The sequence below is a fragment of the Streptomyces sp. NBC_00237 genome (genome assembly GCF_026342435.1).
Taxonomy (GTDB): Bacteria; Actinomycetota; Actinomycetes; order Streptomycetales; family Streptomycetaceae; genus Streptomyces.
In genome coordinates, this window is sequence record NZ_JAPEMT010000002.1 from 581296 (window position 1) to 599163 (window position 17868).

A 17868-nucleotide genomic window follows, 5' to 3' on the forward strand; every position below is an offset into this window, starting at 1 on the left:
AGCGATGGTGCGGATACGGAAGTGAAGCTCCCGGGAAGCTGAGGCGTCGATCGCGTGAGGACGCTGTGGCAGCACCGTGAACCCGCACGGTGCTGCCACAGCACGACCGCCCCCTGCTACTTCTTGGGCTTGACCTTCTTCTCCTCGTTCGTCATCCGTACGGTGACGCCCGTGGAGGCGTTGGACCGATTCACGGTGTGCGGTCCGGAGACCGGGTTGCGCGGCAGGAGGTAGCCCGAGGGGGCCTCGGTCTCGCGCACGTAGTACGACCCGAGCTTCAGGCCGTCGAAGTCGCAGCGGCCCCGCTCGTCCGTGGCGCAGCCGCTGTCGGTCCGCGTGTCGGCGCGCCCGGTGGTCTGGAGGCCGGGGACGCCGTTGGTCTCGCGCCAGAGTTCGACGACGGCGCGGGGCAGCCCGCGACCGGTGCGGGAGTCGACCTTGAGGACGTGGAGGCTGCCCTTGACCTCCGGGACGACCTTCTTCGTGTTGCGGGCAACGATCGTCACGCCCTCCGCGGGGGGCGTGTCCGGCATTCTCACCGGCCCGAAGACGGAGGGAGTGGGCGGCTGGTAGCCGGCCGGGACTCCGGTCTCCTCCCAGTAGAAGGAGTCACCGCCCTTGCCCAGGGCCGTGCACCGCCCGTCCGCACCGGTGGTGCACGGCGCGCCCTTGCGCTCGTCGGGGTTCGCACCCGAGGTCTGGAGACCGGCGACCCCGTTCGACTCACGCCACAGCTGGAACACCGCGCCGGGCAGCGGAGCCCCGGTGGCGGAGTCGACCTTGCGGACGGTGAGCTTTCCCCAGACCTCGGGGCCGACGTTCTTCTTGTTCCGCACCGTGGTCGTGGTGGCGGGCGTACCGGGCTTCACCGGCCCGAAGACGTGCGGGTCGGGCAGGTCGTAGCCGGAGGGCGCACGGGTCTCCTCCCAGTAGAAGGAATCCTTCACGTTCCCCCTCCCCGCACACACGCCCTGCTCGTCCGAGGTGCACGGCGCCCCCTTGCGCTCGTCGGGGTTCGCACCCGACGTCTGGAGACCGGCGACCCCGTTCGACTCACGCCACAGCTGGAACACCGCGCCCGGCAGCGGAGCCCCGGTGGCGGAATCCACCTTGAGGACCTGGAGGTCTCCGTCCACCGAACTGGGTTTCCGCAGGTTCCGCACCGTGGTCGTGGTGGCCGGCGTACTGGGCTTCACCGGCCCGAAGACGTGCGGGTCGGGCAGGCCGTAGCCGGAGGGCGCACGAGTCTCCTCCCAGTAGAAGGAGTCCTCCTCATTCCCCTTCGCCGCGCACTCGCCCCGCGTGTCCGTCGTGCACTCGGGGCCCTTGCGCTCGTCGGGGTTCGCACCCGACGTCTGGAGACCCGCAACCCCGTTCGACTCACGCCACAGCTGGAACACCGCGCCGGGCAGCGGAGCCCCGGTGGTGAAATCCACCTTGAGGACCTTCAGGTCGCCCTCCACGGGGGCGGTCCCGCAGTCCGGCAGGTCGCCGTTGAAGGGGTACGCGTGGAACTCCTGGCCGCCGCCCCCGGTCGCGGAACTCTGGTGGGTCAGGTTGCCGGTGGTGAAGAAGCGGCCGTTCACGCCGGGCACGGACACGGCGGATTCGGATGCCTGGTTGCCGATGAGCACGCTGCCCTGGAACTGGCCCGTGCCCTTGATCTCGACGTTGGTGGCGTCGGGGAAGTTCCAGAGCAGCCGGCCGCGCAGCTTGTTCAGCGGGTCGTTGTCGTCGAAGGAGCCGCTGTAGGTGTTGATGGTGCGGTTCGTGCCGAGGACGTTGACCAGGATCGTCGCTCCGTCCGGAATGTTCCGGAACTCGATGCCTTGCTGGCCGCCGTTCGCCGAGGCCAGGTCGAAGTCGACGTTGAAGACCTGGAGGGCGGAAGTGTTGTCGCCGGTGAAGACGGTCTGGCCGCCCTCGTTGACGGCCGTACCGGTGGGCGGGCGCGTACCGGTGTCTCCGTCGGCGTAGCACTGGCTGGCGTCGGAAAGTTCCTTGCGCAGCCCGACGTACGGGGTGACGGCGGCCGGGTCAAGGGTGCTGGTGCCGACGATGGTGCCGGTGGCGGGGCCCGCGTGACGTACCACTCCGTCCTCGGCCAGCAGCCGCTGACCTGCACCGATGGTGACGGGTCCGCCGGTGGCGAGGTAGTCGGACCCGACGGGCGGCGCGACGCGGGAGCCGACGCCCGCGACGCCGACGTTGTAGATCTGGCTGCCTTCCGGCGACTTGTCCATGTCGAACGCCCCGAGGACGACGACCCGGCCCTCCGCCTCGGCCGCCTTGCCGCGCACCCGGAAGTCGCCTCCCGCGAAGACGCTGATGCCGTTGTCGTACCCGGCGATCGCACCGTTGTTGATGGGCGGGAAGGGGTCGGGGCACTGACCGGGGACGCAGGGGCCGAGTCCACCGGGCAGGGGGGCCGCGCGCACTGCGGACGGGGTGGCGGCACCGGGCCCGGAATTCGCAGTTGCGGCGTTCACTCCGACGGTGAGGGGCAGGAGGGCAGTACTGACGGCGAGCCACGACACACCCGCCGCTCTCATCCCTGAAGACCTCATCCCAGCAGTTAGCATGCGCACTTCTCACTGCTCCTCAGTCGAGCCCCTGCCCTGAGCAGGGAGCGTCCGGAGCGCCCGCGGCGAGTGACGGACGCCCGGAGATAGTCCCAGTGTTTGCTGTCAAGAATTTCCTGACGCGCCGTCAACTACCAAGGTGATCGCCTCCGCCGCCCGACCGGTGACGGGTCCCCGGAGGCGCCGGGGAAGACCGCCCCTACGATGACCCAACAACGTCGATCCCGGTCGGCGAGACCCCGCGCCTGCACTTCCCGCGCGCCCCCGAGGGCAAGAACATCCCGAACCGGCCGCACTTCGACGTGCGGGTCGGCACCGGTCTCGTAGGAGAGAAACGCCTGGCCGCACTGGAGGCCGAGTACCCCCGGCCGATCGCGCTCGGCGCGGAAAACGGTTGCCTGCTGCGCTCCGTCAGCGTCAACGAGTCGTGCCTGACGATGCGCGACATCAAAGACAACGAATTCTGCCTCGCCTGACCGTCGGTCACCCCCGAGGGGCAGCCTGCACGCTCATACGACCCCACCCAGGAGCGCGTCCGATGACCACGCACAGCACGCCCCCCGCACCTCCGCACCCCACCTGGCTGACCCAGTCGCCCTATGGGGTACGGATGGACTGGGGCCCCGCCGCGGCGGCCGCCCTCTCCGGCGAGGTCGCCTGCCTGGTCGTGGTGGACGTGCTGTCGTTCAGCACCTCGGTGTCGGTGGCCACGGACCGGGGCACGGCCGTCCACCCCTACCCCTGGCGTGACGAACGCGCCCTCGCCCACGCCGAAAAGCTGGACGCCGCCCTGGCAGTGGGCCGCTCGATGGCGACCGAGGCCACCCCGTGGACACTGTCCCCCGCCTCCCTGCGCGACGGGCCACCGGTGGAACGTCTGGTGCTGCCCTCTCCCAACGGCTCGCAGATCTCGTCTGCGGCCGCCGCCACCGGCGCACGCGTGCTGGCGGGCTGCCTGCGCAACGCCGACGCCACCGCCGCGTGGCTGATCCACGAGGGACACGGCACCGCCGACTCCCCGGTGGCGGTGATCGCCGCCGGTGAACGGTTCCCCGACGGCTCCCTCCGCCCGGCCCTGGAGGACCTGCTGGGAGCAGGCGCCGTCATCGCACGCCTGTACGAACGGGGCCGCTCCGCCCTCTCCCCGGAAGCGACGGCCGCCGCGGCTTCGTACACCTCGTACACCGCGGCCACCTCGGCCGACGACATCGACCGCGCCGTCACCCTGTCCGCGTCCGGCCAAGAGCTGTACGGCCGCTCCTTCGCCGAGGACGTACGCATCGCCGTGCAGCTCGACTCCACCCCGCACACGGCAGTCCTGACCGACGGCGCCTTCGTCCGGGCCCCCGCAATCAAGCACGCACGGTCATGGTCGTGGCTGGGCGGGTGCTCTACCCCATCCGCTACGCGAAGCGGGACGTACCTGTCACCGTCGCCCGGCTGCGTCGCGCTGTCGGCCTCCGTGCGGACCTCATCAGGCGTCATGGCCCGGAGCCACGGCAGGGCGAGCTGGACTTGGGACTCGAAGAGCTCCAAGAGGCCGAGCTCCACAATGATTTGAACCAACTGGATCCGGACGCCGGACTGGTTCTGCTGGCGTACGCATGCGCGATGGACACCGGGGTTCTACGTCTTGAGTGGGGAGACGCCGAATTGCGTCGCGGCGATCGGCAGTTGCTCTGGCATCACCACGAGGTCCTGGACCTGCCCTCTGCCCGGCCCACTGTCTGAACCAATCCGAGCGGGTGAATACCCATAGGGCTGACCACTGCGTGGTGCCGTCGTAGCCAACGGCACCACGCAGTGAGGGGTCGCACCGGCGGCGACGCCGCGAAATACCCTCGCACTCAGATGCGCCACCGGTACTACTCAGAGACGAAAACCCGCTTCGTGACGGCTCCGCTCCGATTTTCCCTCGTCGCTCCCATCAGCCCCGCGAGCGCTCCAACCCCCAGGCTTCCGGGTCCTACGCCATGTCCCGGTCGGCCCAGCAGTCCCGGAACCAGGCCAGCGTCGTGGCCAGCAGCTCACGGTTCCGATCCTTTTCCAGCAAGGACAACCGGAAGTTGGGGCGCAGCTCCAGCTTGCCCTCGGGGATGTCCACGCCCTCCAGCTCGTTGAGACGGCCGAGGAGTTCCGCGCGCAGGCGGCGGTCGGTGAAGGGCTCGCGGCTGGCGAGGTGTTGGAAGACCACCTCCGCCGTCCCGCCGCGTCCTCCGCCGGGGTAGACCGTGAGGGGCCAGATCCCGGCGCCGGGGCCACCCTCGTTGCCCAGCATCAGGAAGGCGCTGGTGGTGACCTGGCCCGCCCCGTGACCGATCCAGCCGCCCAGGTCTTCCCACTGGGCGAAGAGGGTACGCACGGCGGCCACTGTTTCTGGGGTGTCGTCCGTGGTGAGCTGTCGGAAGAACCGCTCGGCGCGGGTCTCCCCCTCCGGGTCTCCTCCGTCGCGTGCTGCCGTGACCGCGCCGTTGGTGTTCGGCTCCTGGTCGGGGTCGGCCAGCAGCAAGGCCAGGTCGTCGCTGTTGAGGCGCTGGGCGGGGTCGGCCGCTCCGGTCTGGGTGAAGTGGATGCCGTCGGCGCTCAGTCGTGCCCGTACGTCGTCACCTTCCGGTTGTGGGCCAGCCCAGCGGAATCCGTCGGAGATCCTGCCGTCTGCGTTGAGGACCCGGTAGGCATGCACGATGCCTTCGGTCTGGGCGAGGTGGTTGCCCACCGCTTGGGCGCCGGAGCCGATGTAGGCGGCGAGGTCACCGTACGAGGTCCAGGTGCCGTGCGGCAGTGCGGCGAGGACCTGGTGGACGAGCTGCCAGTCGCGGCTGCGCTCGGCCCTGCCGACACCGTGCAGCGGGGCGGGCCACAGAGCGAGCGCCCGCTCGGCCAACTCGTCTGCTCGGGCGCGGATTTCGCGGGCGCCCCAGCGGTCGGTGGCGGCAATGCGGCGGTTCATCTCCAGGTGGCTGCTGTTCAGCAGGTCCTGCTTGCGGTCGAAGGGGTGGTTGGAGAGTTCGGAGTTCTGGGCGGTGAGGGTCAGATTGCCCAGGGTGTGCTGGAGCCGGGCGTGCACGTCCTGCGGGGTTTCGCCGTCGGCTGCGTCCTCGGCGAGGATGCGCATCCACTCGTCGCCCGCCGACTGGGGCAGGACGTGTTCGATGGTGAGTTTCGCGGCAGCGAAGTCCACCGGCTCGGGGTGGTCGTAACTCTCCTCCAGCCGTTGGAGGACGAGCTTGCGCTGCTCCGGCCGGCCGTACAGGTAGAAGGGTGCGTCCCGGAACTTCCCGCGCAGTTCGTCGTCGTCGGGCCAGTAGCGGTTGTTGGCCGAGAGGAGCTGGTGCAGGCCGTCGGCCACGGGGACGTCCAGCGGGAGCTGTGCGGGCACCGACTGGAAGATCCGGTTGAGGTTGTTCGGCGGGATGCGGCAGATGGTGCGGCGCACCAGGAAGCTTTCGACGTACGACAGTGCGCGGGCCGTCTGCGCCGAGTCGGTCTCGCCGCGCTCCCGTCGGTCGAGCAGCAGCATCAGCGCGGGGTACGTGGCGGCGGCCTCCCAGGCGTCGAGCCTGCGCAGGTGGGCACGGACAGCCGGGTCGTTCTCCTCCTCGGGCCGGATCACCTTGCGGAAGTGCAGGGAACGGCGGTGCAGCTCCTTCACGTACGCCTCAATGTCCGCCTCGCTGGCCTCGGCCCTCTCGAAGTGGTGCTGCTGGGCGGCGTACAGATCCTGGCGGCGGACCCGGTCGTCGCCGTCCAGTACCAGCTGCAGCCACATGAGCTGTTCGAGCTCTTTGTTGCTCAGGCTCGCCTGGAGGGGCAGCCAGTACGTCTCGTAGACGCGCTCGCCACGGTTGGGCAGCCGCATGAAGAGGTAGTTGCGCAGCAGGTCGGCCTGGCTGAGCTTGAGACCGGTGTTGTTGAGGGACTCGAAGATCCGGTGGACGTTGTCACCGGGCTCGGCGGTCACCGAGACCATGGTGAGCCGGGAGGTGATGGCCTGCTCGATACGGAGCACGTCCCTCGGGTCGGCGGGGTCGTCCGCCTCGACGAGCTTGCGTCGGAAGAAGCGGTAGGCGGCAGAGACGTTGTCCCCGGCCGCCTGCCCCTCGTGGGTGCCGCGGATCTGCGCGGCGTAGTGCGGCCGGTCAGCCTGGGTCGGGAGGAGACGGAAGCGGTCGTTCTCGCTCTTCCGCTTGTTGATCAGGTACTCCTCGTCGATCCGCTCCGCCTCGTCCGGCAGGGTGAGCGCGAGATGGTCCCGGACCGCGGCGAGTGCGAGGGAAAGCGTGGTCAGCCTCTGCTGCCCGTCGACCACCAGCCAGCGCGGGAACGTCGCCTCGTTCTGCGGGGACGGGGCCAGCACGACGGAGCCAAGGAAGTGCGCGCTGGCCTTCTCGCCGGTCTCCAGCAGCTCCACCTGTTCGAGGATGTCGCTCCGCAGCTGCACCAACTGCTTCTCGGTCCAGGAGTACGTCCGCTGGTAGAGCGGCACCTGGAACTGCTGGGCCCGCCCCTGCACGAGGTCGGCGAGCAGCGTCTCTTTGGCCTGCATGGTGGTGTCCGTTCTCCTGAATTCCCGCGCCCTTACCATCCGCACCGCAGTGCCTGGACGACCGACGATAGGACGTGCCGTAGACAGTCGTCCGGGAAACAACGGAAGGCCAGGTATCCGCAGAGTTGACGCGGGTGGGGTCACTTCGGGACGGTGAGCGTGGCTGTCGAGGCGTTGCCCGGCCGTGGGGAACCGCAGAGGACCCGATCTGGGCTGCCGCCGACCGCTGTCGGCCGCTCCAACGGGCTATGCGAGATCCTCCAGGAGGGTGTCGAGCGCGGCCTCTTCGTGCAGGGCGAGCGACAGGGCCTCCATCGCGGGGCCGAGTTCGGCATCCCAGTCGGCGGCGACGGGCGGGCCCGTGAGGAGAAGGGGTGGGGTGCCCGCGGTCTGGGTGCGAGCGGCGAGGCGTTCGTATTCGAGAGTGCTCATACGCCAAGGGCGGGCGTCGTAGCGGCCGATCACGCGGTTGGCGAGGGCGATGCCGGGCCAGTCGAAGTCGCCGTGATAGGCCAGGGTGCAGCCACTCTCGGCGAGCGCGTCCAAGAGGGTGAGGACCACGGTGGCCGCGCTTCCCGAGGTACAGACCAAGGGCTGGGCGCAGCCCGCGTCGGCTGCCGCTTCGACAACGCGGGGGTTCTCGCAGATGTGGATGCGGGTGCGCGGGGGCATGGTGAGGCGCAGGGTGCGCAGTTCGCGGAGGGTCAGGTGGGTTTCGGCGTGGTGGTCAGCCCGGTCGCGCAGGGCTGCTTCGCGCCAGGTGGTGGCGGTGGGGCGCAGGCCATAGGTGAGGACCGTACTGGAGACCTCGTCCGGGATGACGGAGGCCAGTCGCCAGAGGGCGCGGCGGCCGCCGGCGTCGGACGGGAAGTCAGCGCCGTGGGCGTGGGCGATGCCGCGCAGGACGAGGCGGGAGAGCAGGGTGCCATCGTCCAGGCCGTGGGCGGAACCGGTGACCTGGGTGGCGAGGTCGCCGCGACCTCGGACGGAGGGCGAGGTGGGTGGGACGGGTGGGAAGAGCAGGGTGAGGGTGTGGATGGCCTGGTGGAGGGTGGCCGATGCAGTGGGCTCGGCCTGGCGGGTGACGGCTCCGGTGCGACGGATCTCCCCCCACCATCGCTCTGCCCAGGGGTGGGCCCCGAGAGGGGAGGCTGCCAGCGCTTCCGTGGCGTTGGACCAGAGGTGGGTACGACGCGCGCGGGCTGTGTCGCGGGTGGCTCGGCGGTCGGTGAGTGGCTGGCCCAACTGGGTGAGCGTCTCGGCCAGGCCCATGGCTGCCGCGCTGATACGCAGCCGGGTGTCGAGAGCGGCAAGGTGGATGGTTGTGGTGGGGCGGCTCACCTGCCGGGAGAGCAGGAGCGAGAGCGCTTCGCGTTCCTGAGGCGTGAGGTTCGTCAGTCGCACGGCGCCGGTGGCTTGCAGGCCGTTGGCCTCCAGGCGGGTGCGCACCGCCGCCCACAGGCGGTGGAGGGGTGGCTGGGACAGCCAGGTGTAGGTGGCTGCGGGGAGCTTCCCGGTCCCGGTAGCGGTCGGGGCCACCTCCGTGTCGTGCACGGTCGGGGCGGTTCCCGCCGCGCGTATGACAGGGACGGTTCCCGCTTCACCGGTGGCCGGGAGCTCGCCGGTCATACGCTCATCAGGCGGCGCTGCCTGCCGTTCCAGGTGTAGTGGAGCGTGGCGACGCCCCGGGTATGCGGATCACGTAGACATTCGTAGATGTGCAGGGACGGTACGTCGGGCCAGTTGCCGATGAGGCGCTCGCTGGTGAGGACGAAGTCGAGGTCGAGGTCGACCAGAATGCGGCCCAGCCTGCCGTGGGTGGGCTCGTCGACCTTGGCGAAGGCGTCGTCCAGGAGGATCAGACGTGGTGCGTGCGGGGCGGTTTCGGCGAGGGTCGTGAAGTGTGCGGCTGCCGCGGCGAAGAGCACCAGGTAGGACAGGACACGCTGTTCGCCTTGGCTGAGGCCGGTGCGGCCGGTCATTCGGCGCTTTCGGCCCGGGGCCGCGTCGTCGACGACCCAGGGGGTGAAGGTGAACCAGGTGCGGTAGTCGAGCGCGGTGCGCAGGTGCGCCGCGTAGCCGGCTGCGGGGTCGGTTCGGCGGGCGTCTTCGATGCGGCGTTGGAGTACGTCCCGCAGTTGCTCGGTCTGTTCGCGGGTGCGCAGGCCGGACGGGCTGCGCAGGAGTTCGACGGCGGCCCGGACATCGGCTTCGGCGGTGTCGGCAAGCCGCCAGTCGAGTTCGACGCCGAGTCCGTGGGAGGTGCGGACGGTGCGCAGGGTGCCGTTGAGGGCGTCCACCAGGGTGCTCGCGGCGAGGACTTGCGAGGAGAGGTTGTCGCCGAGTTCTCCGGTGAGGAAACGCTGGAAGACGTCGCGTTCGCGGTCGGTCAGGCGCTGGCGTGCTTCGGCTGCCTGGGCCGCGATGCGGGCCCCGACCTGGGCGATGTCGTGCGAGCCGTGGTCGTCGACGAGCCGGCAGACCTTGATGCCGTCGCGTTCTTCGAGGAGGGCGTCGTAGCCGCCGGAGAGTTTGTCGCGCAGTTCGTTGGAACGGTTGAGGAGGGAGGTGTCGGAGATGTCGTCGCGCTCCACGCCCAGGACGGCTTTGACGGTGTCGACCAAGTGGCTCAGGGCCTTGATCCGGGTGCGTACGTCCTCGTGGGCGGGGTCCGGGTCGGTCAGGCCCGCCCTCGGTTCGCGGTCCAGTCCTGCTCCGCGCGTCACTTCGGGCATGGAAAGCGCGGTGCGCAGAGCGGCGCCGCAGGTGATCACTTCGGTCTCCTGGGCGGTGAGCTTGTCGCGCTGGGTACGTTCGTCCACCTCCGCGGTGATGCGGTCGTCGTGAACTCCGGCCACTTCCCGCTCGAGTGCGGGGAGTTGACGGGAGACGGCCTCCAGACGAAGGTTCGTCTCGTTTTCGCGGGCGAGGATTGCGGCTTCCGTCGCGTCCATCGCCTCTTCGAGCTGCTGGATCGTGCGGCGGGCAGCGTTCAGAGCTCCACTGCGCTGTGCGTAGTCGGACTCCGCCGTCGCGCGGACGTCCCGGCTCCTGTCGTATCCGTCGCGGTCCGCCCTATGACCTTCCGTGCTCGCGGCCACCGCCCGAATACGGCGATGCAGCTGTTCGGCACCGCGGCGCAACCGGTCCCCGGCGGCCCGGACCTCCTCCAGAGCGGCGGGGTCGGCCGGCAGGTCGTGGGCGGTGGCCATGGCCTCGGCCTGCCGCCGTACGGCGACGGCGTCGCCCCGCGCCTTCTCCGCCTCACGGGCCGCCTTCGCGGCTCGGCCGGCCAGTTCGCCCGCGGTACGCTCCGCCTCCGAAGTGCGCGCCCAGGCGTCCGTAAGGTCGCGGGCCTTCGGCGAGCGGCGCAGAGCCGCCTCGATCTCGTCGCGGCGTGCGGTCAGCTCCCGCAGCCGCATCCGGGCGGCCTGGAGGTCCTCCTGCACCAGTGCCAGCCGACGGGCGAGGTCGGCGATGATGCGTCGGCGTGTCTCGGCCCGCACTTCCGCGCCGACGTACTCCACTTCCGTCTTGGTGTGACGGCCCCGTGCGACACCCAGCACCCAAGTGCCGTCAGTGCCGATCGCGCTGACGGCGGCAGGGTGGTTTGCCGTCGGTGACGCTTCTGGTGGCGCCCCCGCTGCCGTATGAAGTGCTACGGATGCCAGTACGCGGGTGACCTGGGCCGCGCTTACTCCGCTGCCGGGCGCGGCCACGGGGCGCAGTGCCCGGTCGAGGGCCGGGCCGTCGACCGGGTTGCCCGGAACGAGGAGGGTGTCGCGGGTGGCCGGGTCCACGACCACGCCTTGTGCGGTGATCCATGCGTCGAGGAGGCCCGACGCCTCCAGGGCTGCCTCCACTCCGGCCCGCTCGGCCGGGGCGAGGTCCTCGGCGAAGTCGACCAGTCGGTAGAGGGGGGCTCCGGTGGCCGAGGCACGGGGCGCGTCGCGGTACGGCGTGCGGGGCGGTTGCGGGTCCTGCTGCTGCTCCCGGGCTTCTTTCTCGCGCTGGATGCGGTCTTGCTCGGTGGCGAGTTCACGGGTGCGCAGGGCCAGGGCGTCGCGTTCGCCGGAGAGCCGGGCGAGGACCGGTTCCATGGCCTGCTCGGCGGCTTCGGCCACCGCGTCGGCCACTTCGGCGGGCAGCGTCTGCTCGTCGAGCGGTGCGTCGGCGGCTTCGTCCCGGCCGACCAGGTCCCGTACGGAAACCAGACAGACGCCGGGGTCGGCGAGGCTCTCCAGGCGAGCGGCCCAGCTCCGGACCGCGTGTGCGTACTGTGCGCTCGCGTGCGCGGTTTCCTGCCGACGGCTGTGGACCCGCCCTGCGGCGTGCTCCGCCTGCTCCTCCAACTGCTCGCGGGCGGTGTCCGCCTCAAGGGCTTCCCGCTCGGCCCGTTGGGACTTCGCGAGGAGTGCGGAGAGTTCGGTCACTGTCCGGCCACGGGTCCTGATCACGGGGGCGGCGGCTGCCAGCTGGCCGGCCCATTTGCCCAGGGAATCGGCGCAGGCGCCCGTGTCGACGGCGACGGCACGGGCGTGCCGTATGACGTGCAGCATGCCGTCCGGGTCGGTGAGGGTGGTGCTCTGTGCCGCCGCGGCCGGGACTGCGGCGGCTGCCACGGGGTCTCCGAGATGGACCGGATCAAGACCCGACCTCTCGGCATCGCCCCTCAACTCCCCGTAAGACGTTCCCAGTTCACGCAGATCCGCACCCAGTTGCTCCGCCCCGGCGGTGAGCCGCCCGGCCGCTTCCCTCTCCCCCGTGTGTGCCTGGCGCAGCGCCTTGAACGCGACGGTCGCCGCGCTGTGCAGGGCCGCGACCGTACTGCGCTTCTCGCCCAGTTCCTTCAGGCTCTGGTAGCCCGCGCTGGCGTGCAGCGCGTCGAGGTCGGTGACGGCCGTCGCGTGCTCGGCCCGGAGGGTTTCCAGGCGGGCCGCGAGCTCGTCCTCGACGGTACGCAGGGTTACGGTGCGCTGGGCCGCCGCTCCGGCCGCGCGACGCAGCCCGCCGAGGATGCCGAGGGCGCCCCCGACGTCGGCGGCCCGGCGGCGCAGCGCCCCGTGCAGATAGCCCCGGTAGCTCGTGAGGAAGTGGCCGAGGGCGGCGTCGGTGCGCTCCAGGCGGCCGAGGTCCTCCCGTACCGCGTCCAGGTCGTCGAGGTTGCGGGCGACCTTCTCGACGACCTCGTCGTCGAGGGCGGGAAGGGTCTCGCTCAGTACGGTGATCAGGCCGCCGGCCTCGATGCGGTCGCCGATGGTGGGGCGGCGCAGCCGGTGCAGCAGATGGGTGAGGTTGCGGAAGCGTGCCGGGTCGCTCAGGCCGAACAGTTCGCGGGCCACCCTGGCCCGGTGGTCCACGGCCCGCTCCAGTACGTGCTCGGCACCCACCTGTTCGCGGAGGCGGTCGATGGGCAGCGGCTGCCCCGCCTCGACGAGGTGCAGGTCGTTTCCGACGCGCAGCGGGGTGGCGAAGAAGAACGGTTTGGCCACTCCGGTCGACCTGGACGCACGGACCGCAGCCCCCAGCGTCAGGTAATGGTCGGTCCCGGCCTCATCCTGCCGGTGGAACTCCACCCATAGGTAGCCGAGCCGGTTGGTCTGCGCGATGCCGTCGAGCATCAACCAGGCGAGGGTGGTGCGCCCCGTGCCGGTGGCGTCCAGTGCGCGGGCGTCACCGTCGAGCAGGTACGGCAGCAGCATCTCCAGGGCCTTGGACTTTCCGGCACCGTTCTTGCCGCGCAGCAGCAGCCTGCCGTCGCCGAAGGCGAACTCCTGCTCGTCGTACTGCCAGATATTTCGGATGCCCGCGCGGTGGAGGCGGTAGCGGTGGTTCACAGGGGGAGCTCCTGTTGTACGGGCGGGGAGGGTTGCGGGGGCTGTGCGGGGCGGGCGGAGAGCTGCGCGGATGGTTCGGGGCGGGGAGAGCCGGAGACCGATGCGGCGCTCTTGACCGCGACGTGCGTGGCGTACCGGGCTGCGGCCGCGAGCAGTACCCAGCCGGTCTCCCCGTCCTCTCCCGTCCACGTCTCGCGAGCCCTCTGCCCTCGGGCTCCTGCCACATCGGTGACCGAGCGGCCGTCCGCGAGCGGCTCCTCGTACCCGTCGGGTACTCCGTGCCCGTCCGCCCGGACCGGCCCCCGGGGTGCCACCAGGCGCATTCTGGCCAGGAGGTCCAGGGCTGCCGCGCACAGGGCGGGTGGGTCGTCGACGTACTGGCGTTGCCAGTTGCTGCGCAGCCCGTAGCTCTCGATCAGCTCGCCGACGATCTCGGCGGGCATCTCGTGCGGTACCGGCACACCGATCACCAGGTGGCCGCCGGTCGCGGGGTGGCCCGGGCCCTCGGGGCGCAGCCGGGCGGCCAACCGCTCCACCAGGAGCAGGGCCGCCTGGGCGACCGTGCCGGTGCCGGGCAACTGAAGGTCGGTGAGTTCGTCGTCCGGGTCGATCATGGCGATGCCCTCGGCACGGATCTCCGCTTCGAGGCCGAGCAGTTCGGAGAATGCCTGGGACTCACGTCGCTGGCGGGTGCGCAGCCATTCGCGTTCGGAGTCGGTGAGGTCGTCGAGATGGACGGCCGGGGTTTCGACGAGCTTTCTGCGTACGTACGTCCTGGGGCCACCGAAGCCGGGATCGGCGGCCTTGCGCACCAGGTCCGCACCGTCCCTGCTCTGGGCCAGCGGGCCCGCGACGATGGCGCGAGCGATCTCCCGGTCCACGCTCAGCAACGCCTCGCCGTCCCGGTCGTCGGCGACGGCGCCGACGTGCCCCTCGGTCTCTGTCAGGACTCCCCAGTCGACCAGTTGGCGCAGAGCGGCGGCCAGGGTGCGGCGCTCGGCCTGGCGTCCGCTGTCCTCGATGTCGATTTCGGCGTCCACCGCCGCGGCCCGCAGGTCCGCGACGAGCTGGGAGAGCAGCATCTGTTCGGGGGCGGTGACCAGGACCGAGAGCGCGAGTGCCAGGTAGGCGTAAGTCCTGGGGGTGAACGGAGTGCCGGTGGAGCGCTCGATGCGGTGTCCGGCACCGGGCCCCAGACCGGCCTTGAACAGCCGAGCATACGAAGCCTCCACCAGCAGCCGATATCCCAGAACCTGCTGGAACCGCTGGGCGAGCCAGTCAGCGTGGCGGCGGATCAGCGGAAAGACGTCGCTGTGCGGCCCGGTACGGGTCACCAGGGGGTGGGCCAGCAACAGGCGGGCGGCCGTGCGCCGCTCGGCTGCCAGCGCCACGTCGTGCGAGGAGGGCAGGGGCATCAGGCACTCTCCCGCACCGAAGGAGCCGTCCGGGGCATGGGGCCTGTGAGATCCTGCGCGGCATTCGCGCCCTCTCCGGGCGCCGCCCCTCCCCCGGACGATGCCTCCGCGTCCGGCACGCTCAGCACACTCAGCCGCAGATCCGCCAGGGCCAGGTCCCCGTCCGCCGAACGCAGGACCGTCTCCGTGCCCGGGGTACGCCGCACGAGCAGCCTGATGCCGAGGTCCACGTCTTGCGCCTGCGCCCCGTCCAGCACGAAGTCGCCCTGTCCTTCGTGGCGTTGGAGCTGCGCGTTACCGAGTGCGGCGGTCAGCAGCTCCAGCAGCAGGCTCAGCGCGGCCGAGGTAAGGCGCACCTGGTCAAATCGCTCCGCAGCACTGCGCAGCTCGTCCGCCGCCGTCTCGCGGGCGGCGGACCGCTCGCGCTCGCGCTCCACCAGGCGGCGTTTCTGTTCGGTGTGGTTCTCGACCGAGGCGGGCCGGCCCCGCTGGGCCCGGCTGCCGCGCTCCCGCAGGGCAACCGGTACGTCGACGACGGGCCCGGTCCACCAGCTGACGTAGGCGGGGACTGCCTGGTCGGGATCGGGTGCGACGCCCAGGTGGCGGGCCCCGTACAGACCGAAGGCGGCCACCGCGATGTCGTGCGCCCCTTCGGGATCAGCCGCGTCGAACCAGGCGGCGAGCCTCAGCAGGTCCTTGCGACGGGATATCTCTCCCGTGGCCGAACGCATCAGCCGCTTGGCGTTGGCCAGCAGCGACTGGAGGGCCCTGAGCGTGGCATCGCGCAACTGGTCCACCTGGCTGCCGGAGCCGTCCACGTCGGTGAACCAGCCGCGCAGTCCTTCCCAGTCGGCCATCTCCCTGCCGCGGCTGCGCTGCACCCTGGTCCCGGGAAGGCCGTCGGCGAGGACCGAGAGCCCCGTCGCGTGCGCGTCGATGCGAGCCAGCAGCCCCGGCAGCCCGGGCCAGAGAGCGTTCAGCGACGCCGCGATCCGAGGAGACCGGAAGGACACGTCCTCGGTGATGGCCTCGACATAGTCGAGCAGTAGCTCCTTGAACCCCTGGTACTCCGCTCCGTCGAGGTCGTAGCGGGCCAGTACCTGTCCCAGGTAGGCGTAGAAATCCCGTACCGAATCGGCGAACTCGGCGAATTGCACGAACAGGGTGGAGATCCGCTCCAGAGCCCGCTGCGGATCCGCACCGCCCGGTGCCGCGACCAGACCGGCCAGCTCCCGCAGCCCCCGGTCGACCAGGGCCAGCAGCTCACTGCTCACCTCACGGGCGGCGTCAGCGCCGGCCAGCACCTCGTCCGCGTCGCGCTGCACCTGCTCCCCCAGCTTCGAGAGCTGGTAGCGGGAGCGGGAGCGCTGGTACTCGACGATGCTGCCCGCCTTGACGGTGTGCGCGCTGCGCAGCAGGTTGCCCCATTTCACCAGTTGGTCCAGCCGGGCTGTGAGCGTGTCGGCGTCCAGCCGGGCGCCCGGTCCTCCGCCCGTCGTGAGTTTGGCGAGCACGTCCGGGACGGACAGGTCCGCGAGCAGGGTGGAACAGAGCACCCGCATCACGGCCACGTACTCCATGCGCTCCGGCGCGCTGAGGTAGCTGTACGCGCTGAGTCGCTGCCACTGCTCGCCACTGTCGGCCACCTCGGCCGCACAGGCCCCGTCTTTCTGTTCCATGCCATCGAGCGTACGGACCGGGTCTGACGGTCCGGGCCCGGTTGGGGCAACTCGTCCGCTCGCTTGCTCGCGGCACCGCCGTCACAGGCCGTGCTGGTCGAGGACCTTCATCAGGTTGCGCTTGCGTTTCTGCTCGGCACGCAGGGCAGCCACGTAGTCGGCGAACTCCTGTGACGTCCCCAGGTTCCTGTGGCACTCCCGGGCGCCGAGCAGCAGACGGGCGATCCGCTGGTAATTGGCGTCGCCGGTGATCTTCTTGAGGGGGTCGATCAGACTCAGGTACACCGGCAGCGCGTCGGCGGGGCGGTCTTCCCGTACCAGGTCGGCGAGGGTCAGCCACTGGTGCGAGGCGGCGTGGCCTTCAGCTGCTGTCCGCCAGGCGGCCCCCAGGTCGCCGTCGTCGATCAGGGCGTCGATCAGCACGGGACCGCCGTACCAGGAGGGGCCGGAACGGGCGGCGTCCTCGCGGAGCAGTTCCAGGGCCGCCGGGCGCTCACGTTCCCAAGTGCCCTCGGCTCGTGCGCACTCGCGCAGCAGCCGGTACGCGGCGAGCGAGCGGCGGACCCGGAAACCGTCCCGGCGCACGGCGGTGGCGCGGGCGGGACGGCCTTCCTCGGCATGGCGCTCGCAGAGGTAGTCCTCCAGGCCGCTGCCACCGCGATGCGTCTCGGCCAGCTCGCGCAGTCCGCGTTCCGCCCACTCCAGCGCTTCGTCGGGGCGACCCGCCGCGTCCAGCTCACGGGCGATCGCGAGGTGGGTGTCGCCTGTGGGGGAAAGGTCCGCAGCGTAGACGGCGATCAGCTCGTCCACCGTGCCGGCCGCCTTCACCAGCCGCTCCATCAGATGCTTCTCGGCCCAGCCGGACGGCTTGCGCCGCCATGCCTCAGTCGCCAGTTGGCGCAGCCGCGCCAGACCGTCCGTACCGAGAACCTCACGGTAGTCGACCGGGTCGGCGTCGAAGACGTCGTACTCGCTGCCCAGCAGGTGCCGCACCAGCCACTCGGCCGTCTCCAGCGGGTCAGGACGTGCCGCCCGACATGCCTCCAGGTGGGCCTCGGCGAGCTCCTGGGCGACGGAACCCACGCTTCCGGATTCATCGTCGATGTCCTCGTAAGCCCGGTGCAGCGCCGCCATCGCCTCGCGGGACAGGGTGACGGCCAACGCGGCTCGTCCGTCGGCGATCAGGGTGCGCAGTGCGGTCACCGCTTCGGACGCCTGCTGGCCGTAGGCGTGAGCGTCGGCGAACTCGACGTAGCCGTAACTCGCGAAGGGTGCCGGGTCGAGGAGCGCGCGGACCCGCTCCCGTACGACCGGATCGTCACCGCGCGCAGTCGCCGCGCGCAGTTCCAGCCGACGGCGCAACTCGCGGTCCCGCTCGACCTGTTCGCGCACAAGTGCCAGCAGTTCTTCGCGGGGCAGGGAATCCAGCCACTGCGCGAGGCCCTTGGCGCGGGAAGCGGCGGCCGACCGCTGGAGCGGCACGTCCGAGGCCCGGGTGAGGACCGCCAGACCCACCGCGACACAGTGCTTGCAGAAGTTCCCCTCCTGCCCGTACGGGCAGTCGCATGCGCCGGACAGCGCCCCCGCACCGTCCACAGCGATCTCGACCGCGTAGTCCTCGGTGCCTTGCACGCGGGCGGAGAACCAGCCGTCCTCCACCTCCAGACAACTCACGGCATCCCGGTAACCCTGGCCGCGCACGAAGGAGCGGTGCCCGGACAGGCGCCGAAGGTCGTCCTCGCTGAAGCCCACGGAGATTTTCACGCTGACCATTGAAGCCCACGGGCGGCTGTGATCGCCCGGCCTCCC

General features: G+C 70.8%; 8 protein-coding genes and 1 pseudogene. 2 read left to right on the forward strand and 7 right to left on the reverse strand.

The genetic code is table 11. From position 1 onward, the window contains the following. Positions 1–116: 116 nt before the first annotated feature. Positions 117–2438 (reverse strand): choice-of-anchor A family protein, encoded by a 2322-nt coding sequence (locus OG897_RS16900; RefSeq protein WP_266657652.1) that lies wholly within the window; start codon positions 2436–2438, stop codon positions 117–119. 383 nt (positions 2439–2821) lie between these two features. Here OG897_RS16900 and OG897_RS16905 point away from each other — a divergent pair. Further along, positions 2822–3058, forward strand: a pseudogene (locus tag OG897_RS16905) (VOC family protein); the annotation flags it as partial. A 62-nt stretch (positions 3059–3120) separates the two neighbouring features. After that, positions 3121–4143 (forward strand): 2-phosphosulfolactate phosphatase, encoded by a 1023-nt coding sequence (locus tag OG897_RS16910; protein WP_266657654.1) that lies wholly within the window; start codon positions 3121–3123, stop codon positions 4141–4143. A gap of 405 nt (positions 4144–4548) precedes the next feature. Here OG897_RS16910 and OG897_RS16915 read toward each other — a convergent pair whose 3' ends face one another. From OG897_RS16915 to OG897_RS16940, 6 genes are all read right to left on the reverse strand, one after another. Continuing rightward, complete coding sequence (locus tag OG897_RS16915) at positions 4549–7128, reverse strand: DUF262 domain-containing protein (RefSeq protein WP_266657656.1); 2580 nt, start codon at positions 7126–7128, stop codon at positions 4549–4551. A gap of 246 nt (positions 7129–7374) precedes the next feature. Continuing rightward, a complete protein-coding gene (locus OG897_RS16920) occupies positions 7375–8757 on the reverse strand; it encodes a TIGR02679 family protein (protein ID WP_266657658.1) in 1383 nt (460 codons plus the stop codon). Further along, on the reverse strand, positions 8754–12965 hold the full coding sequence (locus OG897_RS16925; protein WP_266657660.1) for a TIGR02680 family protein: 4212 nt from the start codon (positions 12963–12965) through the stop codon (positions 8754–8756). Before OG897_RS16925 ends, OG897_RS16920 begins: the two co-directional genes overlap by 4 nt. Next, entirely contained in the window at positions 12962–14380 is a 1419-nt protein-coding gene (locus OG897_RS16930) for a TIGR02678 family protein (RefSeq protein ID WP_266657662.1), read from the reverse strand. The genes OG897_RS16925 and OG897_RS16930 overlap by 4 nt, the downstream gene beginning before the upstream one ends. After that, positions 14380–16059, reverse strand: coding sequence for a TIGR02677 family protein (locus OG897_RS16935; protein ID WP_266657664.1), 1680 nt, complete (start codon positions 16057–16059; stop codon positions 14380–14382). The genes OG897_RS16930 and OG897_RS16935 overlap by 1 nt, the downstream gene beginning before the upstream one ends. 81 nt (positions 16060–16140) lie before the next feature. Then, entirely contained in the window at positions 16141–17823 is a 1683-nt protein-coding gene (locus tag OG897_RS16940; protein WP_323188081.1) for a DUF6880 family protein, read from the reverse strand. Positions 17824–17868: the final 45 nt, after the last annotated feature.